Origin of the sequence: Phormidesmis priestleyi ULC007 (genome assembly GCF_001895925.1) — a bacterium.
Lineage (GTDB): Bacteria > Cyanobacteriota > Cyanobacteriia > Leptolyngbyales > Leptolyngbyaceae > Phormidesmis_A > Phormidesmis_A priestleyi_A.
Genome location: NZ_MPPI01000015.1, coordinates 23,784 through 47,821, shown reverse-complemented (window position 1 = coordinate 47,821; position 24,038 = coordinate 23,784). Strand labels below are relative to the sequence as shown.

Genomic DNA, 24,038 nt, shown 5'->3' with positions numbered 1-24,038 from the left:
ATGAGCGATTTTTCTGAACCCATGAATCAAGTTTCTATCAAGCAACGGCTCCTGCTTGCCCTCGATGAAGCCGCCGCCAAACTGGAAGCTGTTGAATATGCTCAACACGAGCCGATCGCGATTATTGGAATGGGCTGTCGGTTCCCTGGTTCTGCCGATCATCCAGAGGCGTTCTGGCAGCAATTGCGGGATGGCGTGGATGCGATCGATCTGATCCCAAAGACCCGCTGGCATACCGATGCCTATTATGATCCAAATCCCGACGCGCCAGGAAAAATTTACACTCGTTATGGTGGATTTCTTCCCCAGGTAGACCAATTTGATGCCCAGTTTTTTGGGATTTCTCCTCGCGAAGCGGCCAGCCTAGATCCCCAGCAGCGCCTGCTATTAGAAGTGAGTTGGGAAGCCCTAGAAGATGCCGGACAAGCCCCGAACCAATTGACTGGCAGCAAAACGGGTGTTTTTGTGGGGATCGGACAGAATGATTACGCCCAGTTACAGATGTTTTCCGGTCATTATGAAAACATTGATCCATACGCTGGGACGGGCAATGGGTTTGCATTTGCAGCAGGTCGGCTGTCGTATATTCTGGGTTTGCAAGGCCCTAACTTAGCCATCGATACCGCTTGTTCCGCTTCGCTCGTAAGTGTCCATTTAGCGTGTCAAAGTTTGCGGGCTGGAGAGTGCGACTTAGCTCTGGCGGGTGGGGTTCACTTAATCCTGTCACCGGAGGTTACTATTTTTCTGTCCAGAGCGCGGGTACTCTCTCCGGATGGGCGCTGCAAGACCTTCGATGCCTCCGCCGATGGGTATGGTCGGGGCGAAGGATGTGGGATGCTAGTACTCAAACGGTTGTCCGATGCGGTGGCCAATAGCGATCGCATTTTGGCGGTGATCCGTGGGTCAGCCGTTAACCATGATGGTCACAGTAGCGGTCTCACCGTTCCGAATAAACAGGCGCAGCAAGCACTGATTTCCCAGGCTCTAGCGAAAGCCAAGGTAGACCCATTACAAATAAGCTACGTAGAGGTTCACGGCACTGGAACCGCTTTAGGCGATCCGATCGAAATCAGGGCTTTAGACACTGTTTTGGGGAAAGGGCGTTCTCAAGCAAACCCGTTGGTGATTGGCTCAGTCAAAACGAACATTGGGCACCTGGAAGCCGCAGCCGGGATTGCCGGATTAATCAAAGTCGTGCTCTCGCTGCAACATCAAGAAATTCCCCCTCACCTCCACTTCTCTCAGCCCAACCCGCACGTTAATTGGGAGCAACTCCCGATGCTTGTCCCCACCGCCGCCAGGCCCTGGCCGGGTGGTCAGAAACGCTTGGCAGGAGTCAGTTCCTTTGGGTTTAGTGGCACCAACGCCCATCTCATCCTGGAAGCCGCCCCTCCCGACTCGCCCACCGCTCCAGAACCGGGGGAAAGGGAGCGGGAGCGTCCCCTGCATCTGCTCGCCCTCTCGGCCAAAACTCCCAACGCCCTACTCCAACTCGCCCACCGCTACGCTCACCATCTGCAATCCCATCCCGACCTCCCCTTGAGTGATGTTTGCTTTACCGCCGCTGGCGGTCGTTCCCACTTTCCCTACCGCCTCAGCATCGTCGCAGCAACGATCGCGGAAGCCGTGGACAAACTGATGGTCTATCCAGTTGCAGCGGCACCCCTCCCAGCCGCTCAGTCTCCGGGCAACTCCCCCCCTAAAATTGCCTTTCTGTTTACAGGGCAGGGCAGTCAATATGTCCACATGGGACGACAACTTTACGAAACTCAACCGATTTTTCGGCAAACGCTGGAGGACTGCGACACCCTGCTCCGACCTTACCTCGACCCGCCCCTGCTACAGGTGCTTTATCCCCGACCGGGAGCGTCCTCGCCGATTGACCAAACGGCTTATACGCAACCCGCCTTGTTTGCTTTAGAGTATGCCCTCTGCCAATTGTGGCGCTCTTGGGGCATTGTACCGGATGTGGTGATGGGGCACAGTTTAGGGGAGTATGTGGCAGCCACGGTGGCGGGGGTGTTCACGCTGGCAGAGTCCCTGAAGTTGGTGGCGACGCGGGCGCGGTTAATGCAATCGCTGCCGCAGACGGGGGGAATGATGGCGGTGTTTGCGCCGCTTGCCGTGGTCGAGGAGCTGATGCCCGACCAGTCTGGATTAGGGATCGCCGCAATTAACGGGCCCGCTCATGTGGTGATTTCGGGAGCGCGACCCGCGCTGGAGAGGGTGCAGGCGAGCTTGCAGTCCAGGGGAGTGGCAACGCGAGCCTTAAATGTCTCTCATGCGTTCCATTCCCCCGCCATGCAACCCATTTTGGACGACCTTGAACAAGCTGCCAAAGCAGTAACCTATGCCCAGCCACAAATCCGCTTAATCTCTAATGTGACGGGAGAAGTGGCAACGTCAGCGATCGCCACTCCTGAATATTGGGTTGCTCATTTGCGGCAATCTGTCCAATTTGCTCGCAGTATAGACACGCTGTATCAGCAAGGAATTGAAATCTTTGTCGAGATCGGCCCCAAGCCTATCCTCTTAGAAATGGCTCGGCATTGCTTGCCAGCAGCAGTTGGAGTTTGGTTGCCCAGCCTGCATTTCGGTCAAGCAGACTGGCAACCGTTGCTACAAAGTTTGGGAGAGTTGTATCGGTGTGGAGCCAAGGTAGACTGGTCTGGTTTTGATCAAGACTGTCCCCGTCGTCGAGTTGCCTTGCCCACCTATCCGTTTCAGCGAGAGCGCTATTGGGTGAAGACAGCTACACCCGGAGCCAATCCATCTTCATTCCGGGCAAGCAGTACTGCTCCCCGCCTGCATCCTCTGTTGGGGCAACGGTTGCATTTACCCGGCACTGAAGAGATTCGTTTTGAGTCTACCCTTAGTCAAGATTCTCCTGCCTATCTTGCACATCATCGCCTTTACCAGCAAGTAATTTTGCCAGCCACGGCTTATCTAGAAATGGCACTAGCGGCTGGGGCTGTGGTTTGCAACTCGAACAACTTGAGGCTACAGGAAACCGTCATTCAGCAGGCTCTGATGCTAGGCGATGCCGACAAAACCCTCCACGTAGTTCTGAAACCCGAAGACTCAAAGACAGAAAACTCAAAGACATTTTCCTGGCAGGTTTATAGCCTCAATGTTGACGAAAACAATTCTGAGTCCTACTGGGCACTCCATGCTTTTGGCAACCTGGTTGAAGACCCCAAAAACTCACCCCCTCAAGTGAATTTAGCGGCCTTACAGGCCCAATATACGGAAGCCGTATCTACAAACCAGTATTACCAGCAGTTACGCCAGCAGGGAGTCGATTATGGTACCAGTTTCCAGGCCATTGATAAGCTCTGGCGGCATCCAGGACAAGCATTGGCGCAAATTCGCTTACCAGAACCCTTGATTTTAGAGGCAGAAGCCTACAAACTGCACCCAATATTGTTGGATGCCTGTTTCCAGGTCGTAGGCACAGCTCTGGCTGAGGCTGACCAACAAGCCGTCTATATTCCAGTGGGGGTAGAGCGCTTACAGTTGTATCGTCGTCCCAGCACCCATTTGTGGACTCAACTGAAGATCTGCCAGGTTGAGGGCTGGCAGCAAAAGACCGTAACGGCTACAGTCCAACTGTTGGATGAGAGCGGCAATATGGTGGCCCAGTTAGAGGGCTTAACCCTCCGAAGTATCACTCGTCAAGCCTTGCAACAAGTTCTTCAGCAAGAAGACCTGAGCCACTGGTTGTATGAAACCACTTGGCAGGTTCAGGAGCGCAGTGCCAAACACCCGCCCTTACCATCCGGACAATTGAGTCATTGGCTGCTGTTTGTTGACCCAGGAGAAATCGGCAGGACGCTGGCTACCTACCTCAGGGATAAGGGCGATCGCTGTGTCTTAGTGTCCCCTGGTCTAGGGTATGCCAGATTAGCCGCAGACGAGTATCAAATTAATCCGACCAACCCGGCAGATTTTCAGCAATTGCTGCTGGATAGCCAGGACGATCACTCACAGTTCTATAGCGGCGTGATTTTTCTGTGGAGCCTAGAGGACTCGTTACCAGACATCACCCTGGCAAGCTTAGAGGACGCGCAAGCACAAAGCTGTGGCAGTGTTTTGCATTTATTGCAAAGTCTTGTCCAAACGAACCCCGCCGTGATCCCCCGCTTATGGTTAGTGACCAGGGGAACTCAACCGATCGGGGAAAGCCAGCTCCCGCACATTCAGCAAGCGCCTCTCTGGGGGCTGGGGCGCGTCATTGCCCTGGAACATTCTGATCTGCGGTGTGTGCGACTCGATTTAGACCCAGCGGTAGATCAAACTGAAGTTCTGACCCTGTTGGAAGAATTACGATCGCCCGATCGAGAAGACCAGATTGCCTACAGACAGGGAGTTCGCTATGTTCCTAGACTGGTTAGGTCTCGATCGGGCGCGGGTGAACGTCAAGCAAAAATGCTGGAGTTTCCGACTGAACCCTTCCAGGTCAAAATAACCAGTTACGGACTTCTGGAAAATCTCACCTTGGCACCGATGACCCGCCGCGCCCCGGAACCAGAGGAGGTGGAAATTGAAGTTTGCGCCTGTGGACTGAACTTTAGAGATGTCCTCAATGCCCTCGGACTGCTCCAAGCCTATACGCAGCAGCAAGGGATTGATGCGGCGATCGACATTCCCTTTGGCGGGGAGTGTGCGGGCAGGGTTGTGGCCGTGGGCAAACAGGTTTCCAGGTTTCAAGTGGGTGATGAAGTGATGGCTGTCATGGCCCTGGGCAGTCTGAGTAGTTTTGTCACCGTCAAAGCAGATTTTGTTGTTCCCAAACCCCCAGACCTGAGTTTTGCAGCCGCAGCTACGATTTTGACCCCCTTCTTAACGGCTTACTATGGCTTGCATTACCAAGCTAAAATGCAACCCGGAGACAGAATCTTGATTCACGCGGCGGCTGGCGGGGTTGGACAGGCCGCAGTCCAGTTAGCTCAACGGGTGGGGGCAGAAATTTTTGCTACAGCCAGCCCCAGCAAGTGGGAATTTCTCAAATCAACTGGGGTAACCCAGGTAATGAACTCCCGCACCCTGGACTTTGCTGAAGCAGTCATGACAGCCACTGACGGACAAGGGTTGGACATTGTTCTTAATAGCCTGAATGGGGAGTTCATTCCCAAGAGCCTTGAGGTTTTAGGGCAAGGAGGGCGATTTGTCGAAATTGGCAAAATCGGCATTTGGGATCAAACCCAGGTGCAGTCCCAAAGACCTGATGCGTCCTATTTTGCCTTCGACTTATTAGAACTCTCTCTACAGAATCCTGGTTTAATTGCCTCGATGCTTGAGGAATTGATGGAGGAGTTCAAGCACGGTACTCTCAAGCCGTTAAATTACAAAGCATTTCCGATTCATCAGGTGGTCGATGCCTTTCGTTATATGCAAACGGCCAAGCACGTGGGCAAAGTCGTGATTTCCATGCCGCAAGCAAGGCAGGGGGAGGGCAGCTATTTAATTACAGGTGGGTTAGGTGCTCTGGGTTTGCAGGTAGCTCGCTGGTTAGTAGTAGAGCGACGAGTCCGCCATCTGGTCTTAATGGGGCGGCAGGCGGCATCTCAGGCAGCCCAGGCTACGATCGCTGAATTACAGCAGGCTGGAGCCAATGTCAAAATCTGCAAGGCGGATGTGGCTATCCGGGACGAGGTGTCCCGCGTTTTGACGGAGGTGCAGGCATCCATGCCACCCCTGCGAGGAATCATCCATGCGGCGGGAGTTTTGGCAGATGGAGTATTGCTCAGTCAAACCTGGGAACGCTTTAGCTCGGTGATGGCACCCAAGATCACAGGAGCCTGGAATCTGCATGTATTGACCCAGGAACTGCCCTTAGACTGTTTTATCTGTTTTTCGTCCAGCGCTGCCCTGCTTGGCTCACCGGGACAGGGCAACTATGCCGCAGCCAACGCCTTTATGGATGCCTTAATGCATTACCGTCGAGCATTAGGACTACCAGGCTTGAGCATCAATTGGGGCCCTTGGGCAACGGCTGGGATGGCAGAGGAAATGACGCCTCGCGATCGCGATCGCTGGGCAGCTTTGGGGATCAGTGCCATCAAGCCTGAGCAAGGATTGCAAGTGCTTGCCCAGTTGCTGGAACACCCTGCAACTCAGGTAGGGGTCTTATCTGTGAATTGGGCGAAGTTTCTCAAGCAACTTCCTCAAGGGCTGGATTTACCGCTTCTGGAGCATTGCACTGCTGCTTCTGACCAATCCCAGGCGCAGCAACCCGAATTCCTCCAGCAGTTAAAGGACGCTCCCTTCAAAGAACGCAAAATTCTATTGATGACGTATATTCGTTCTCAAATTGCCAGGGTTGTTGGGTTAAAGTCATGGGAGCAAATAGAGCCGCGCCAACGATTATTTGATCTGGGTCTGGACTCGCTCGTCGCGGTTGAATTAAAAAATTGCTTTGAACGCGATCTGGGCAAATCTTTGCGCTCAACGTTGATCTTTGATTACCCCACCGTGGAAGCGCTAGTCGAGTATTTGGAGGATGTCCTGTCCCTGGAGCTTTCCCCGCCACTCAGCCCGGAATCACCCCCCCTTGCAGAGGACACGGAGTTATCAGCAACTTTGAAAGAACTGTCTCAAGAAGAACTCGCAGACTTATTGGCTAAAAAATTGGCAAGTTTGGATTAAACGAGGTGAACATGAGCCAAAGCTCAACAGGCATAGACTATCGGGCGTTAATGGAAAATGCCCTGCTGAAACTGGAAAAACTGCAATCCAAGCTCCAGGCTTTAGAACAGGCCAAGACTGAAGCGATCGCGATCGTGGGTTTAGGCAGCAGGTTTCCGGGGGCTGATACCCCAAATGCTTTCTGGCAACTGCTGCGAAATGGGGTAGATGCGATTCGCGAAGTTCCTCCAGACCGTTGGGACATCAACGCCTACTATGACCCCAATCCAGAGGCTCCCGGCAAGATGTCTACTCGCTACGGGGGTTTTTTGCCTCAGGTAGATGCCTTTGATGCCAAATTTTTCCATATCTCCCCACGAGAAGCGATCAGTCTAGACCCGCAGCAACGCCTGCTTCTGGAAGTCAGTTGGGAAGCCCTGGAACACGCCAATCAGGTTCCTGACAAGTTATTCAACAGTTCCACGGGCGTATTTGTGGGCATGAGCACCAGTGACTACACGAAAGTCCTCTGGCAAGCGGGTGATGCCACGCATATCGATGCCTACTTTGGTACGGGTAACTCTCTTAGCGTGGCGGCTGGACGTTTGTCCTATAGCTTGGGGTTAACGGGCCCATGCCTGTGTGTAGATACGGCTTGTTCGGCTTCCCTGGTATCCGTCCATCTAGCCTGTCAGAGTTTGCGCCTGCGAGAGTGCAGTTTGGCCCTAGCTGCTGGCGTAAACCTGATCCTCTCGCCAGAACCGAGCATCAATTTTTCCAAAGCTAGAATGATGGCGGCGGATGGTCGCTGTAAAACGTTTGACGCTCAAGCAGACGGCTACGTCCGAGGCGAAGGGTGTGGTGTAGTTGTCCTGAAGCGCCTCTCAGATGCGATCGCGGACGGCGACAAAATTCTGGCCTTAATTCGCGGATCGGCGGTGAACCAGGATGGGCCAAGTGGTGGCTTAACTGTTCCCAATGGACCATCTCAGGTCGCGGTAATTCGTCAGGCTCTCGCCAATGGGGGAGTTGAGCCAGCGCAAATCGGCTACATTGAGGCTCATGGAACTGGAACCTCCTTGGGCGATCCCATTGAGATAGAGGCATTGGCTGAGGTGTTTGGCAAACACTGTTCCCCAGAGCAACCCTTGGTGATTGGCTCAGTCAAAACGAACATTGGGCACTTGGAAGCCGCAGCCGGGATTGCCGGATTAATCAAAGTCGTGCTCTCGCTGCAACATCAAGAAATTCCCCCTCACCTCCACTTCTCTCAGCCCAACCCGCACGTTAATTGGGAGCAACTCCCGATGCTTGTCCCCACCGCCGCCAGGCCCTGGCCGGGTGGTCAGAAACGCTTGGCAGGAGTCAGTTCCTTTGGGTTTAGTGGCACCAACGCCCATCTCATCCTGGAAGCCGCCCCTCCCGACTCGCCCACCGCTCCAGAACCGGGGGAAAGGGAGCGGGAGCGTCCCCTGCATCTGCTCGCCCTCTCGGCCAAAACTCCCAACGCCCTACTCCAACTCGCCCACCGCTACGCTCACCATCTGCAATCCCATCCCGACCTCCCCTTGAGTGATGTTTGCTTTACCGCCGCTGGCGGTCGTTCCCACTTTCCCTACCGCCTCAGCATCGTCGCAGCAACGATCGCGGAAGCCGTGGACAAACTGATGGTCTATCCAGTTGCAGCGGCACCCCTCCCAGCCGCTCAGTCTCCGGGCAACTCCCCCCCTAAAATTGCCTTTCTGTTTACAGGGCAGGGCAGTCAATATGTCCACATGGGACGACAACTTTACGAAACTCAACCGATTTTTCGGCAAACGCTGGAGGACTGCGACACCCTGCTCCGACCTTACCTCGACCCGCCCCTGCTACAGGTGCTTTATCCCCGACCGGGAGCGTCCTCGCCGATTGACCAAACGGCTTATACGCAACCCGCCTTGTTTGCTTTAGAGTATGCCCTCTGCCAATTGTGGCGCTCTTGGGGCATTGTACCGGATGTGGTGATGGGGCACAGTTTAGGGGAGTATGTGGCAGCCACGGTGGCGGGGGTGTTCACGCTGGCAGAGTCCCTGAAGTTGGTGGCGACGCGGGCGCGGTTAATGCAATCGCTGCCGCAGACGGGGGGAATGATGGCGGTGTTTGCGCCGCTTGCCGTGGTCGAGGAGCTGATGCCCGACCAGTCTGGATTAGGGATCGCCGCAATTAACGGGCCCGCTCATGTGGTGATTTCGGGAGCGCGACCCGCGCTGGAGAGGGTGCAGGCGAGCTTGCAGTCCAGGGGAGTGGCAACGCGAGCCTTAAATGTCTCTCATGCGTTCCATTCCCCCGCCATGCAACCCATTTTGGACGACCTTGAACAAGCTGCGAGTCAAATCACGTTTCATGCTCCAGCCATCCCGCTGATTTCCAACTTAACGGGTCAGATGATGTCGCCTGAACAACCACCAGGTAGCCAATATTGGCGACATCACTCGCGATCTGCCGTGAGATTTACGGCAGGAATCCACACAATGTTTCAGCAAGGCTGTGAACTATTTGTAGAAATTGGCCCGAAACCGATCCTGTCAAGTTTAGGCAAAGGTTGCCAACAAGATGTTCCAGCAATCTGGTTGCCCTCTTTAGCGCCGGGACAAGAGGATTGGCGAGTCTTATTAGAGAGCTTATCTGCTTTATATGTCCGGGGGATCGGTGTTAACTGGCCTGAATTCGATCGCGGCTACTCCAGACATTGGCTGTCACTTCCCACCTATCCCTTTCAGCGCCAACGTTATTGGTTTGAAAACACAAATGCAGCTATGAAGCAGAGCAATGAACTCAATGAACAACCATCAGGCGAAAATAGACCAGAGCCTCAGATCACTGAACATCCCAGCATGACTCAAAAAGACCGAATTCTGGCGATCTTACAGTCCACGATTGCAGAACTACTGCGATCTCAGCCATCGGAAGTAGAACCTCATGCGGCGTTTCTGGAAATGGGTGCAGATTCGATTGTTCTCATGGATGCTGTACAAACGATCGAACAGATATTTGGCATTAAAATTGCGATTCGCCAACTATTTGAACAGTTGACAACCATTGATGCTTTGGCAACCCACATTGACCAACATTTACCTCCAACTTGGGCGGCGACAAATTCACTTCAACCTCAACTCCACCAATCTCAATTCCAGTCTGCCCAGCCAGTCGCACGGAACGCAACGACTATACCGACAAAGCCAGGAATGCTTGATGTCCAGGTTTCTGGAGAATTAGAAGTCACTCCTGATGACATAAGACTGGTGATTCAGCAGCAGATTGAATTGATGTCTCAACAGTTACAGCTTCTCTCTGGAAACAGTTTCATAACCGAGAAGGAGCCAGTATCCAAGAATGGATTTTTGCCATTCAGCGATCGCCCCTCAGACTCCACCGCTCATTTATCGACCCCTCATTTCAAGCCAGAAACGCAACCTAAAAGTCTCAATCCACAACAACAGCAGCACTTAGATTCACTCATCGTTAAATATACTCATCGTACTCAAACATCAAAACAGCGATCGCAAGCCTATCGTCAGGTTTTAGCGGACAGTCGATCGGTAGCAGGTTTTCGGCCTTCGATCAAAGAAATGCTTTATCCGATCATTGGGGAGCGAGCGCAGGGCTGCAAATTTTGGGATGTGGATGGCAACGAGTATGTTGACATCACAATGGGATTTGGTGTGCTGCTGTTTGGTCACAACCCACCCTTTATTACTGCATCTATAGAACAGCAAATCAAACACGGGATACAAATTGGGCCACAGTCAAATCTGGCCGGAGAAGTAGCCCAGCTAATTTGCGAATTGACGGGTATGGAACGGGCGGCATTCTGCAACACCGGAACAGAAGCCGTAATGTTAGCCCTCCGTCTGGCACGCACCGTGACGGGTCGCAACAAGATTGCTCTATTCGCGAATTCTTATCACGGGCATTTTGACGGCGTTTTGGCGACAGCATCGAATGCTGGGATCAATACTGCCGGGATCAATACTGTACCAATGGTGCCAGGAGTATCGCCGCAAGCCGTTAAAGACGTTCTAGTCCTGGATTACGACAATCCCAGATCCCTGGATATTTTGCAGGCCCACGCACACGAACTAGCCGCAGTGCTGGTTGAACCCGTGCAAAGTCGCCGCCCCGATTTACAACCCAAAGCCTTTCTACAGCAATTAAGGCAATTAACACAGAGCACAGGAATAGCGCTGATCTTTGATGAAGTTCTTACAGGCTTCCGCATCCATCCGGGCGGGGCACAAGCCTGGTTTGGGGTTGCAGCAGACATTACCATTTACGGCAAAATTGTCGGAGGTGGAATGCCGATCGGGGTTGTTGCAGGCAAGGCTCTCTACATGAATGCGATCGACGGGGGGGTGTGGCAGTATGGAGACGCTTCCTACCCCCAGGCAGAGAAGACATTTTTCGCCGGAACCTTCAACAAAAACCATATCACAATGAACGCTGCCAGGGCGGTGCTGCAGCAGCTTAAACAACAAGGCGATCGCCTGACGCAGCAGTTAAATCAGCGCACGTCACAGTTCGCGGAAACGTTGAATACTTACTTTAAAACTGAAAATGTCCCCATCCGTATCATCCATTTTGGCTCCCTGTTTCGCTTTTCATTTTCAGGTAATCTGGATTTGCTGTTTTATCACCTGCTGTTCAACGGGGTTTACATCTGGGAAGGGCGTAACTGTTTTCTGTCAACTGCACATACCGATGCAGATATTGAGTATTTGATTCAGGCTGTCAAGAATAGCGTAGAGGAACTGCAAAAAGGAGGATTTTTACCTGAAACTCTGTACCGACGTTAACTGGTGCAGCTTTTGAGAGATGATTTGGAGCAGGAGGGGCTGGGCTGATTGCAGGAAAAAGTGATCACCGGGAAGCAGATGCAGGGAGAAGGACGCGGTAGTTTGTTCTCGCCAGCCTGTCATCTGTTCGGCGCTGACTTCCGGATCGTGTAAACCACCCAGAGCCGTAATGGAACAGTTAAGGGGTGAATCGGTAGTGTAAGTATAGGTTTCAAAGACAGCAAAATCAGCACGCAAGACAGGCAACAATAGTTGCCTCAATTCGGCGTTCTCCAAAACCACCTGGGGAGTCCCATTGAGGTTACGTAGTTCCTCCAAAAATGCGGCTTCTGGCAACGTATGGATAGGCGGTTTAAGGGCGGGCAGTTGCGGCGATCGACAACCGGAAGCGAACAGGTGAACGGGTTCCCGATCGTAATGTTTGTTGAGGAAACGGGCCACCTCGAAACAGATTAGCCCACCCATACTGTGACCGAAGAAGGCGAACGGTTTGTCTAGATGAGGCGGAAGAACTAGCGCAATCGCCTCAACGAGCAGTGGAAAACTGGTTAATGGGATCTCCTTTAATCGAGTTCCGCGTCCAGGCAGTTCAATAGCACACGTCTCGACATATTCTGGTAAGCCATCTGGCCAGGTGCGAAATGTAGCAGACCAACCCCCTGCAAAGGTAAAGCAGAACAGGCGCAGGCTGGCTTGGGGATTGGGTTTGAGATATTTTACCCAGGAGTCAAAGGTCGGTGCCATGAAGTAAAACTAGGATTCCCCAGATGCTTTCTCCATTTGCCGACGGAGACTGAGCGGTCGCATATCAGTCCATACGTCCTTGATATAACTTAAACAGTCGTCTTTGGAACCACTTTTACCTGCATCTGTCCAGCCAAGGGCATTTTCGCGATCGACTGGCCAGATAGAATACTGCTGTTCATGGTTCACAACTACTCTGTAAAGTGTTGGATCCTCGCTACTCTCTTGATTCATCTGCTTTTCTATAGAGTATGAATTCACTAGACCTCCTGCATGAATAAAATTCTCGATATAAGCTCTCTCAGATCTTGCTCCGTTTAGGTCGGCTTGTGCCCCCTAAATCCCCCATTCTGGGGGACTTTGAGAAGACTTGCGGTTTCAAAGTCCCCCATTCTGGGGGATTTAGGGGGCGTTCCCGGATTTGTGCAGGAGGTCTACTGTGTAGATTGGTTTGAGGTAAGAAACCCAACGCTCTAAAAATGTTGAGTTTCCTGCTTCAACCCAGCCTACGAAAGCTTAATTCTGTTAGCCCACACTTTGTTACAGAGTGGGTTGTGACCAGGAATACAAGATCTTCTGAGGTATTAGAAAATCCTTAGTACTATAAGATTGTCAGCGATCGCATAGACAAAATCGTTACATAGAGTTACATTACTGAGGTTTGGCACCATTCTCAGTACCCCGCCATCCCGCCCGCAATTCATTGCAGAGCGGGTTGTTGCTAGGACAAGGTTTACATTAGATTCTTCTAACGATTACTGGATTCTTCGGCTTATGAGTTATTATCTTCACAAGATCGGATATTTTTAGGTTACTTCTGATTTACATTCAGAAGCCAATAGGGTTGATTTTCGCTTTTACTCGTCGTCCTGATGAGAGCAATACGAAAGTTCGCTCAGCTACAACAACGATGAATTAGTCATATACGAAAGTAAAAGCTACCTTAACGGAGCCACAAGTAGTTTCTGCTTAACAGAGATATCTAGAGGATGTCAAGGTTATATAGACGTTGCTAGGTTAGCGTAGATGCCGAACCCAAAATTGTATTTCAGGCAGGATGTTCAGGTTGAACCCCTATTCAATTTGTGGGTGGCTTGGGTATTACTGATCCCCCCGGCTACAGCGGCGATGAATCTGGTCGATCGCCATCTGGCTATCATGACCTCATACATCAATTCGCCCCAACTTCATATCCTGGCTTTGAAAAACCTAGCCATGCAGAGCGGCCCTTTCATTGCCCTAGATAGTTCCAGAGTCGATGAAGTGAAGGATCTGTTGCAACACACGCAGGAACGCCACGGACACTTAATCGAGTTTGTCCATGCCGTTAAAGAATTGGAAAATCTCTTGAGTCGCGATGCCAAGGGGTATAGCTTGGAATCGCTTTACGCCAAAGTCCCAGAGATCCTGCAAGGATATGTGGAACTCAGCTACGACCTCAACAACAATCCTACATTCAGATTTTTTGAACAGTTGCTCTACCGCAGCCCCTTTTACGATGTGACGTGTCAAAGTATGGGACTGTCTCAGGTGAAGCACGATCGCAGTCGCCCATTCATTTTCAGTACACCCAGGCTAAAGCAGGAGAACTACGCTCATTTACCGATTCCGTTTGCTCATCCGGGATTGGATGAACTGTTTAAGATGAGGTCAACCCCGCAAGATTATGACTATATTTGCAGTCAGCTAGACGTTGAGATTACGAACCCAGAACTATTCAGATCATTTTTTACTGAAGCACCTCCACCAAGTCAGGAAAAGTATACGGGCGATCGTGTCCGCATTCGGTATTTCGGTCATGCCTGTTTGCTCATTGAGACGCGGGAGGTCAGTATTCTGTTCGATCCGGTCATTAGCTATACTTATGATTCAGATATTCCCCGGTACACCTATCAAGATTTACCCGACTGGATTGATTATGTACTGATCACTCATAGCCATCAAGATCACTGTTTGCCGGAAACATTGATGCAGTTGCGGCATAAAGTCGGTCATATTGTCGTGGGTCGCAACTGTGAAGGTGCGCTGCAAGATCCATCTCTGGGGCTGATGCTGAAATATCTCGGCTTCAAGAATGTGATTGAACTCAGAGAACTGGACGAGATTGAAATTCCCGGAGGGGTGATTGTTGGACTGCCGTTTCTGGGAGAGCATCATGACCTGTTAGTCCGCAGCAAACTGACTTATTTAGTGCGCTTGTTGGATCATTCCATATTGGTACAGGCAGATTCTTGCAGTATCGATCCAGTCTTGTATGACCGCATTCACAATTACACCGGAGATGTCGATCTCATTTTTCTGGGGATGGAATGCGACGGCTCACCGCCTTCCTGGGTTTATGGCCCGTTGTTTAAATCACCTTTACCGAGACCGATGGATCAAAGCCGCCTGGGTCGGGGTTGTAACTATAGGGAGGGGATGCAGTTGGTCGATCGCTTCCATCCTCAGCAGATGTATGTTTACGCCATGGGACAGGAGCCTTGGCTGCAATACATTTTAGGGCTGGAGCTACAAGAGGATGCTAATCCCATGGTTCAATTGCAGCGCTTAATCAGTGAGTGTAAATCCAGAGGGATATCTGCTGAATTCCTGTTTGGGAAAAAAGAGGTTGTGCTATGAGCCAGACCCGATTGCAACAAAACCTGTGGCATTACACAGGAAAAAACTATCAGCCCCATGCCGATTTTTGGAGGGCACAACTCGCCCAACTGGAAGCCCCTTTCCGCCTAGAAGGCACTTTTCTGCTAGAAAGCCCTGTTGAACCGGATGGCTCTTGCTGGAATGTGAAAGAAACCTATCCCTTTGAATTGGATGCCAGTGCGACACAGACCCTTGACACAATCGCCAAACAAGATCTCCTGGCGACCTATATTGTCATTGTTTCAGCGCTGACCTATTTATTCAGTCGCTATACTGGACAGCCCACTATTTTGATTGATTCCCCTGTGCTGGCCGTTCAAGAGTTCGGTGAAGCGATGGGAGAGTCAGTGAGTTTGCTGTTTCAAGTGAATGAAACAACATCTTTAAAGACCTTTATTTCCACCGTTTCCCAAATCGTTTCTCAAAGTTACAGCTATCAAGGTTTCCCGTATCGGGAAATGATTGCCACCGATCAAACCAAAGAGAATCTGGCGACCAATGTCGTCGTGTGGCTGCCGGAGATTCATGGGTCATGTCCTGATCTAAGTCCCTATGACTGGGTAATCGAGATTCACAAAGACTCAGCTCTGCACTTGACCTGGCGCTACAACCCCAGACACTGCGATCGCGCGTTTGTGCAGGGCTTTGCTCAACAGTTACAACATTTATTTTCAGCGTATACGCAACTTGATACCCCTCTGGCTCATCTGGAAATTTTGTCGCCCGCAGAACAAACCAAGCTTGTGCAGGATTGGGCTGTCGGCGATCGTATGGAGCGGCAACCACAAACGATCCATGAACGGTTTGCCGCTCAGGTATTAAAAACGCCAGACAATATTGCCATTCAAACCCCCAGCCGTAGCCTCACTTACCAGGAACTCGACGTTCAAGCCAATCAACTCGCTGATCATCTCCGCACTCAGTACGACATCCAACCGGATGAGCCGATTGGAGTAATGCTGGGGCGTAGCGAATCCTTAATCATTGGCTTGCTGTCCATTCTCAAAGCAGGTGGGACGTATGTGCCCATTGACCCGGACACGTTCAGCGATCGCTTGGAATTTCTCATCCGAGATGCGGCTCCGAAGGTTTTGCTGATGGAGCTAGACAGCCTGCCCCAACTGCAAAATCTGTTGGATATTCCCATGTTTGCGATGGATATCCAGTTGTCCCAACTGAAGCAGATCACCCACCCTCCTGCATCCCTCAGTCAGCCCTCTGACCTGGCGTATATCATCTATACCTCCGGCTCTACAGGCATACCCAAAGGGGTGACAGTAGAACATCACAGCTTTGTCAACATGGCGATCGCCCAAATCGATGCCTTTGATATTCAGCCCAGCGATCGGATCTTGCAGTTTGCCAATTCCTCTTTTGATGCGTCGCTGTCAGAGATATTTATGGCCCTGTTCTCTGGGGCGACGGTGGTTCTCGTAGACAAGGCCACGCTTGTCGATCGCCAGCAGTTCCTCGCTTACCTGGATGCCCAAAAAGTCACAGTTGCGACGTTTCCCCCGGCTTATCTGCGTGCCCTGGAGCAACCGAAGTTTCAGCATCTGCGGGTGATGATTACAGCGGGTGAAACTGCCTATGCACAGGACGCTGATCATTACGCCCAGCAGTTGGACTATTTCAACGCCTACGGCCCAACGGAAACCTCGGTCTGCACAACAATTTACAAATTGGAGGCGGGGCAGCCTGAGCGAGGGGATATCCCCCTCGGTAACCCAATTCCCAACACCGCCGTTTACTTGCTTGACCCCTTGTTGAGACCTGTACCCACGGGAGTCGTAGGTGAGATTTGTGTCGCGGGTCAAGGACTGGCCAGAGGCTATTTACACAACCCGGAGTTGACCGCCAGCAAATTTGTCGAAAATCCGTTCGTACCTGGGGAAAAGCTCTACAGAACCGGGGATCTGGCCAGGAGGCTGGCTAACGGCGAATTGCTCTTTGGGGGACGGCGCGATCGACAAGTTAAAATCCGGGGTTATCGGATTGAATTAGGGGAAATTGAAGCCGCGCTATACCGCATCCCTGGAGTCACCCAGTCCGTAGCCGTGACCAGAACCGCCCATGACAACAACCAGGAAATCCTGGCTTATGTCGTCGCACCAGAGTTGGAAAGTTCCCAGTTGCGGTTCGAGTTGAGTCAGATCCTACCGGACTATATGCTGCCAGTCGCTTTTTTGTTGCTGGAGGAATTCCCGCTGACCCCCAATGGCAAAATCGATTACCGCGCCCTCCCCACTCCTGAGATCGCTTTTGGCAGTTCAGAAGCCAGCTATGATCCACCTACCACCCCGATACAAGCCAGTTTAGCGGCGCTTTGGGCAGAAGTGTTGGGTCTGGAAAAAGTCGGTATCCACGACAATTTTTTTGAGCTTGGGGGGCATTCCCTATTAGCTACCCAACTGGTTTCACGGATCAGGGATGTGTTAGCGGTGGAAATCCCCCAGCGCCACTTATTTGAAACCCCCACGATCGCGGGACTCAGTGCCGTAGTTGAATCGTTGCGCCAAACAGGATCGGAGGTGCCCACCCTGGCGATCGTGCCAATTAACAAAACCGGAACCCTGCCGCTATCCTTCGCCCAGCAACGGATCTGGTTCCTCGACCAACTTGAGGGCAGTAGCGCCACTTACAACATCCCAGCGGACTTGCACCTTCAGGGATCGCTTAATGTTACGGCCTTAGAAATGGCTGTGCAAGAAATTGTTCGACGGCATGAAATCCTGCGAACTAGCTTTGTCTTAATAAATGAGACTGTAGTCAGTGTGATCGCACCGACCTTCAGTGTGACTGTCCCGATAGTGGATTTGCAGAGGTTACCAGAAGAGCAGTCCCATGAGGTGCAACGGTTAGCAAGCATTGAAGAGCAGCGGCCCTTTGACTTGGCATCAGACCCCTTACTGCGCGTCAATTTACTGCGGCTGGCGGAAAAGTCCCATGTGCTCCTGGTGACCCTGCACCATATTGTCTCTGATGGCTGGTCAATCGGGATATTTATCCGAGAAATGGCGGCACTGTATGAAGCCTTCAGTCAAGGAAAACCTTCACCACTGCCGGAGTTAACCATCCAGTATGCAGACTTTGCCCACTGGCAACGGCAGTGGTTGAGCCGGGAAGTGCTAGAAGTGCAAATGAACTACTGGCGACAGCAATTAGCAGGGGCACCGCCGTTGCTAGAGTTGCCCATCGACAGAACCCGCCCACTAGTACAAACCTTCCAAGGAGATATCCAGTATTTTCAGATTGACCGTGCCCTGACACAGAAGTTACAAAGTCTCAGCCAGAAATCAGGGGCAACCTTATTTATGACCTTACTGGCGGCATTCGCCGTCCTACTAGGGCGCTACAGCAATCAAGAAGATATATTGGTTGGTTCGCCGATCGCCAACCGCAACCGTCGGGAAGTAGAGTCGCTAATCGGTTTCTTTGTCAACAGCCTAGTATTGCGTGCCGATTTGCAGGGAAACCCAACGTTCCAACATTTACTGAGTCGGGTGCGGCAGGTTGCAATGGATGCCTATGCACACCAAGATTTGCCATTTGAGCAGTTGGTGGAAGTTTTACAACCAGAGCGTTCCCTCAGCTATAGTCCCCTGTTCCAGGTGATGTTTGTTTTGCATAATACACCAATGGGAAAATTGGAACTTCCAGGTCTGACTCTAACTGCCTTGAAAAATGAGAGCGCAACAGCGAAGTTTGACTTGACACTGGTGATGGAAGAAACAGAAGAGGGGCTGAGTGGAGAATGGGAATACAACACCGACTTATTTGATGCTGCCACAATTGCCCGGATGGCGAGACATTTCCAAAATTTGATTCAGGGAATTGTTGCCAATCCAGAGCAAAGAATTTCAGAATTTTGTTTTTTAGAAGAGGTAGAGCGGCATCAATTACTGGTGGACTGGAATCATACCCAGACTGAGTATTCCCCTGGCCAACGCATACATCAGATGTTTGAAGTGCAGACTAGGAAAACGCCAAATGCGATCGCATTAGCATTTGCAGATGTTCAGAATGCCCAACAGCTAACTTACTGGGAATTGAACGCCCGCGCCAACCAGCTAGCACACTATCTGAAAAAATTGGGAGTGAGACCAGAAGTACTAGTCGGTGTATACATGGAGCGTTCACTAGAGATGGTAGTGACGCTACTTGGTATTCTCAAAACTGGCGGGGCTTATGTACCTTTAGGTCCACAGATGCCCCAAGAACGTTTAGCTTTCATTTTGAAAGATGCCCAGGTATCCGTATTGTTGACTCAGGAAAGGTTACAAGCTGGGTTACCCAACTATGGCAAACATCTGGTCTGTTTGGATACAGTTTGGCAGACAATTAACCAGGAGAGTCAGGAAAATCCGGTTAGTGGTGTAACAGCCGCAAATTTGGCTTACGCGATTTACACCTCCGGATCTACAGGAAAGCCCAAGGGTGTTGCAGTCACCCATGAATCTGTCACCAACTTCTTGAATTCGATAAAACAGCAGCCAGGTTTGACAGACCAAGATATTTTGCTGGCAGTTACTACCGTAACTTTTGATATTGCAGGGCTGGAACTTTTCTTACCCCTAATTGTAGGAGCGAAATTAGCCTTGACCAGCGATGAAGAGGCTGTTGATGGAGCAAGATTGTTAGAGAAGTTAGTTAAATCTCAGCCTACTGTTATGCAAGCCACTCCAGCTACATGGCGAATGCTTGAAGCGGCTGGGTGGGAAGTTTCCCCTCAATTGAAAATTCTTTGTGGGGGTGAAGCTTTACCTCAAGCACTTGCTGATCAGTTGCTAGAAAAAGCAGCCTCTGTTTGGAACTTATATGGCCCCACTGAAGCCACTATCTGGTCAACTATCCACAGCGTCAGCCGTCCGGTTAAGCCCAGCAGAGTGAACCTAGAGCCTATTGGTCGTCCTATTGCGAACACACAGATTTACATTCTTGACCGTAATCTCCAACCAGTTCCAGTTGGAGTTAGAGGTGAACTATACATTGGTGGGGCTGGCTTGGCAAGAGGTTACCTCAACCGCCCAGATTTGACGGCTGAAAAATTTATTCCCAACCCTTTTAGCCCAGAACCGGGAAGTCGTCTCTATAAAACTGGAGATTTAGCCCGCTATCTGAGTGACAGCACGATTGAATTTCTCGGTCGAATTGATCATCAGGTGAAGTTGAAGGGGTTTCGCGTTGAACTGGGAGAAATTGAGGCGGTGCTGAGACAGCATCCCCAGGTGCGAGAAACTGTAGTGATTCTCCGGGAAGACCAACCCGGTGACAAGCGACTGCTAGCCTATATTGTTACAGACTCAGAATCAATTGACACCAGCGAAATTCGCCGCTTCTTAAGTGAGAAACTGCCCGGTTATATGCTGCCTAGTGCCTTTGTGCAGATGGAAGCCTTGCCCCTAACCCCCAATGGAAAATGCGATCGCCACGCTTTGCCAGCACCCGATGCATCGGTAAATTTAGCAACTCGCTTTGTTGCACCTAGGACTCCTACAGAAAAGATTCTGGCTGACATCTGGGCAAAAGTCCTGAGATTGGCGCAGGTCAGTATCTATAACAACTTCTTTGAACTCGGTGGAGATTCCATTGTCAGCATTCAAGTCATTGCCCAAGCTCACCAAGCAGGGCTACAACTGACGCTCAAGCAGCTATTTCAGCATCAGACCATCGCTGAGTTAGCCTCTGTGCTAGATACAACTATTTCTGCTCCATCTCAACAGGCGATCGTCACTGATCCAGTGCCACTTATTGATCGCTTTGAGTCTGCCGATGCTGGGGATTATAAGCCTTCAGACTTCCCGCTTGCAAAATTGGATGAGGAAAAGTTAAAAAAAATATCCTCTCTATTCAATTAAGTTCAATGTCAACTATCCGGTTCTAATGGGGTACAGCGATGGTGGTCTTCTGGAGGTTTTGAGATGAAGAATGTTGAGGATATATACACTCTTTCACCCATGCAGCAGGGTATACTCTTTCACTCGCTGTACGCTCCAGCATCGGGAGTTTATTTCCAGCAACAGTGCTGTACGCTGCACGGGAACTTAAATATTTTGGCGTTTAAGCAGGCATGGCAGCAAGTGATCGTTCGTCATCCGATTTTGCGTACCGCCTTTGTTTGGGATGGTTTAGACGAACCGCACCAAGTTGTATGTAAGTCAGTAAATTTACCTTGGTTTGAAAGCGACTGGCAAAGTCTGACTCCGCCTGAACAACAACAGCAATTAGAGGCTTTATTACAGAGCGATCGCACCAAGGGATTTGAACTGAATCAGGCTCCCCTAATGCGCTGCACTTTGATTCAGATTGCTCCAGAGACTTTCCACTTTGTTTGGAGCCATCATCACCTGCTGCTTGATGGCTGGTGCTATCCGATCGTCTTTAAAGAAATCTTGTCTTTATATGATTCTTTCTGCAAAGGCAGTGACTTGTACCTAGAAACTCCCCGTCCCTACCGAGATTACATCGCCTGGTTGCAGCAGCAAGACCTCTCTCAAGCACAAGTATTTTGGCATCAAACCCTTAAGGGGTTGACCGCACCTACTCCTTTGGTTGTAGATAAAGCTGGGGGCAAGGGAACTACTCAACAGCCAACGATCCACGACCAGCAACATCTTCGCTTATCCGCAACAGAAACTGCTGCGATACAGTCTTTTGCACAACAACATCATTTGACACTAAACACTTTAGTACAAGGAGTTTGGGCACTACTGCTGTATCGTTATAGTCGGGAATCAGATGTAGTTTTTGGTGCCACCGTCTCCGGTCGTCCTCCTGTCCTCATGGGAGTGGAATCGATAGTAGGGCTGTTTATTAACACCCTGCCCGTGCGGGTTCAAGTCTCGGCCTCCGCGAACCTACTGCCTTGGCTGCGTGAGTTGCAAGCACAGCAAGTAGAACAGTTGCAATATTCATACAGTCAAATGGTTGAAATTCAAGGTGTTAGTGAAGTACCACGAGGAATGCCCTTATTTGAAAGCATTGTGGTATTTGAAAACTACCCAGTAGATACTTCTTTGCAACAATTGGATAGCAGTTTAGCAATTAGTAATTTTCGGACTTTCGATCAAACGAATTATCCCTTAACGGTGGTAGCGGAACCTGGTTCAGAATTTTCTGTACGCATTGGCTACGATACTAACAGCTTCGAGCCAGAAACGATACACCGAATGTTGGGTCACTTTCAAACCTTGCTTTTAGGAATGGTAGCAAATCCACAAGCAAGTTTGTGTGAATTACCGCTGCTAACGCCTCAGGAGCAACAGCAGTTGCTTTTTGAGTGGAATGATACGCAGACAGATTACCCCCAAGATAAGTGCATCCACCAGTTGTTTGAAGAACAGGTAGAGAGAACTCCTGATATAGTCGCGGTAGTGTTTGAAGAGGAGCAACTGACCTATCGAGAATTGAACGCTCGTGCCAACCAACTGGCGCACTACATACAAACCTTGGGAGTTGAAGCGGAGGTGTTGGTGGGTATCTGTGTAGAACGTTCAATTGAGATGGTAGTGGGCTTGTTGGGAATCCTCAAGGCGGGTGGGGCTTATGTGCCTCTAGACCCCACTTATCCTCAGAAGCGATTGGCTTATATGCTGGAGGATTCCCAGGTTTCAGTTTTATTAACACAGGATAGATTAGTAGCTAGCTTACCCAGAAATCAATCCCGTGTAATCCGTTTAGATGCCGATTGGTCAATCATCTCCACTGAAAATCACCAAAACTTAATGAGTGGTGTTTCCTCTAAAAACTTGGCTTATGTAATTTTTACATCGGGGTCTACTGGAAAACCAAAAGGAACAGCGATCTCCCATCAAGGACTGATAAATTACTTGTACTGGTCTACTCAGACCTATGCAGTAGCACAAGGGAATGGCGTTCCTGTTAACTCTTCGATTAGCTTTGATTCAACGATTACTAGTTTATTCTCTCCCTTATTGGTAGGGCAGAAGGTCGTCATGCTACCAGAGAATGAACAAATAGAGGTTTTGTGTACCGCCTTGAACTCTAACAGTCATTTCAGCTTTGTCAAACTGACTCCTGCTCATCTGGATATTCTCAGCCAATTGTTAACTGCTGATGTTGGGGGTCAAACGAAGTTGTTGATTGTTGGTGGTGAAGCGCTGTTGGGGGACAGTCTCTCATTTTGGCACAATTACGCGCCTCACACCAGAATAATTAACGAATACGGACCCACAGAGACCGTGGTGGGTTGTTGCGTTTATGAGGTGACCCCTCAGACCCCACGATCGAGTGCAGTGCCCATTGGTCGTCCTATTGCCAATACCCAGCTTTATATACTGGATTCCTTTCTCCAACCAGTCCCCATCTCAGTTGTCGGCGAACTGCACATTGGCGGTGTCGGTTTAGCCAGGGGGTATCTCAACCGCCCGGATTTGACGGCTGAGAAATTCATTCCCCATCCTTTTAGCCCAGAACCGGGAAGCCGCCTCTATAAAACGGGTGATTTAGCCCGCTACCTCAGTGACGGCACGATTGAATTTCTCGGTCGGATGGATCACCAGGTGAAGTTGAGGGGGTTCCGGATCGAATTGGGAGAAATTGAGGCGGTGCTGAGACAAGATCCCCAAATCCGGGAAGCTGTGGTGATCCTCCGAGAAGATCAACCCGGTGACAAGCGCTTGGTAGCCTATATTGTTGCCAGCACAGAATCAATCGACACCCGGGAAGTGAGTCGCTTCCTGAAGGAGAAACTACCCGATTACATGGTGCCTAGTGCCTTTGTGCAGTTGGCAGCTCTGCCCCTGACTGCTAACGGAAAATGTGATCGCCGCGCCCTGCCAGCACCCCAAGCATCCGTCAATTTAATCGTTGACTCTGTTCCCTCTACATCTGCGGAAAAGGCATTAGCTCCCATCTGGGCTGAAGTGCTCCACTTAGAACAAGTGGGTATCCATGACAATTTCTTTGAACTCGGAGGACATTCCCTGTTAGCCACCCAACTGATTTCTCGCATCCGGGACGCTTTCTCCCTGGATGTGCCTCTGCGCCACTTGTTTGAGTCTCCCACAGTCGCAGAACTAGCCAGGGTCATAGAACAGCTACAAGTCCAGGATGAAAAACTGCAAACATCTGCGATCGTGCCTCTCTCGCGGGAGACTCGCCGCATGAAACGTTCTTTACTGATGGATGAGGAGCGACAATAGGGGGTTAATAGAGAGAAAAATTCGATCCATG

At 50.7% G+C, this 24,038-nt stretch carries 7 protein-coding genes; 5 read left to right on the top strand and 2 right to left on the bottom strand.

Annotated features, from left to right (window positions below):
• Both BRW63_RS14660 and BRW63_RS14655 read left to right on the top strand, forming a co-directional pair.
• The gene (locus BRW63_RS14660; protein ID WP_223257388.1) at positions 1–6,648 is read left to right on the top strand and encodes a type I polyketide synthase; all 6,648 of its coding nucleotides are present in this window, start codon (positions 1–3) and stop codon (positions 6,646–6,648) included.
• A gap of 11 nt (positions 6,649–6,659) precedes the next feature.
• On the top strand, positions 6,660–11,459 hold the full coding sequence (locus BRW63_RS14655; protein WP_083582958.1) for a type I polyketide synthase: 4,800 nt from the start codon (positions 6,660–6,662) through the stop codon (positions 11,457–11,459).
• Here BRW63_RS14655 and BRW63_RS14650 read toward each other — a convergent pair.
• Together BRW63_RS14650 and BRW63_RS29970 are read right to left on the bottom strand one after the other, a co-directional pair.
• Positions 11,433–12,203, bottom strand: coding sequence for a thioesterase II family protein (locus tag BRW63_RS14650; protein ID WP_073072323.1), 771 nt, complete (start codon positions 12,201–12,203; stop codon positions 11,433–11,435). The two genes, BRW63_RS14655 and BRW63_RS14650, sit on opposite strands and share 27 nt — an antisense overlap.
• 9 nt (positions 12,204–12,212) lie before the next feature.
• On the bottom strand, positions 12,213–12,437 hold the full coding sequence (locus tag BRW63_RS29970; protein ID WP_073072322.1) for an MbtH family protein: 225 nt from the start codon (positions 12,435–12,437) through the stop codon (positions 12,213–12,215).
• A 792-nt stretch (positions 12,438–13,229) separates the two neighbouring features.
• On the opposite strand from BRW63_RS29970, the gene BRW63_RS14640 reads away from it, so the two are divergent.
• The 3 genes from BRW63_RS14640 to BRW63_RS14630 all read left to right on the top strand — a co-directional run bounded on the left by BRW63_RS14640 (position 13,230) and on the right by BRW63_RS14630 (position 24,007).
• Positions 13,230–14,822 (top strand): MBL fold metallo-hydrolase, encoded by a 1,593-nt coding sequence (locus tag BRW63_RS14640; RefSeq protein WP_073072321.1) that lies wholly within the window; start codon positions 13,230–13,232, stop codon positions 14,820–14,822.
• On the top strand, positions 14,819–20,701 hold the full coding sequence (locus BRW63_RS14635) for a non-ribosomal peptide synthetase (protein ID WP_073072320.1): 5,883 nt from the start codon (positions 14,819–14,821) through the stop codon (positions 20,699–20,701). Before BRW63_RS14640 ends, BRW63_RS14635 begins: the two co-directional genes overlap by 4 nt.
• Positions 20,702–20,764: 63 nt before the next feature.
• Entirely contained in the window at positions 20,765–24,007 is a 3,243-nt protein-coding gene (locus BRW63_RS14630) for a non-ribosomal peptide synthetase (RefSeq protein WP_073072318.1), read from the top strand.
• The last annotated feature ends 31 nt before the right edge of the window (positions 24,008–24,038 follow it).

Coding starts and splice junctions, on each gene's coding strand:
- BRW63_RS14660 (WP_223257388.1), top strand. CDS start 1: ATGAGCGATTTTTCTGAACCCATGAATCAAGTTTCTATCAAGCAACGG.
- BRW63_RS14655 (WP_083582958.1), top strand. CDS start 6,660: ATGAGCCAAAGCTCAACAGGCATAGACTATCGGGCGTTAATGGAAAAT.
- BRW63_RS14650 (WP_073072323.1), bottom strand. CDS start 12,203: ATGGCACCGACCTTTGACTCCTGGGTAAAATATCTCAAACCCAATCCC.
- BRW63_RS29970 (WP_073072322.1), bottom strand. CDS start 12,437: ATGAATCAAGAGAGTAGCGAGGATCCAACACTTTACAGAGTAGTTGTG.
- BRW63_RS14640 (WP_073072321.1), top strand. CDS start 13,230: ATGCCGAACCCAAAATTGTATTTCAGGCAGGATGTTCAGGTTGAACCC.
- BRW63_RS14635 (WP_073072320.1), top strand. CDS start 14,819: ATGAGCCAGACCCGATTGCAACAAAACCTGTGGCATTACACAGGAAAA.
- BRW63_RS14630 (WP_073072318.1), top strand. CDS start 20,765: ATGAAGAATGTTGAGGATATATACACTCTTTCACCCATGCAGCAGGGT.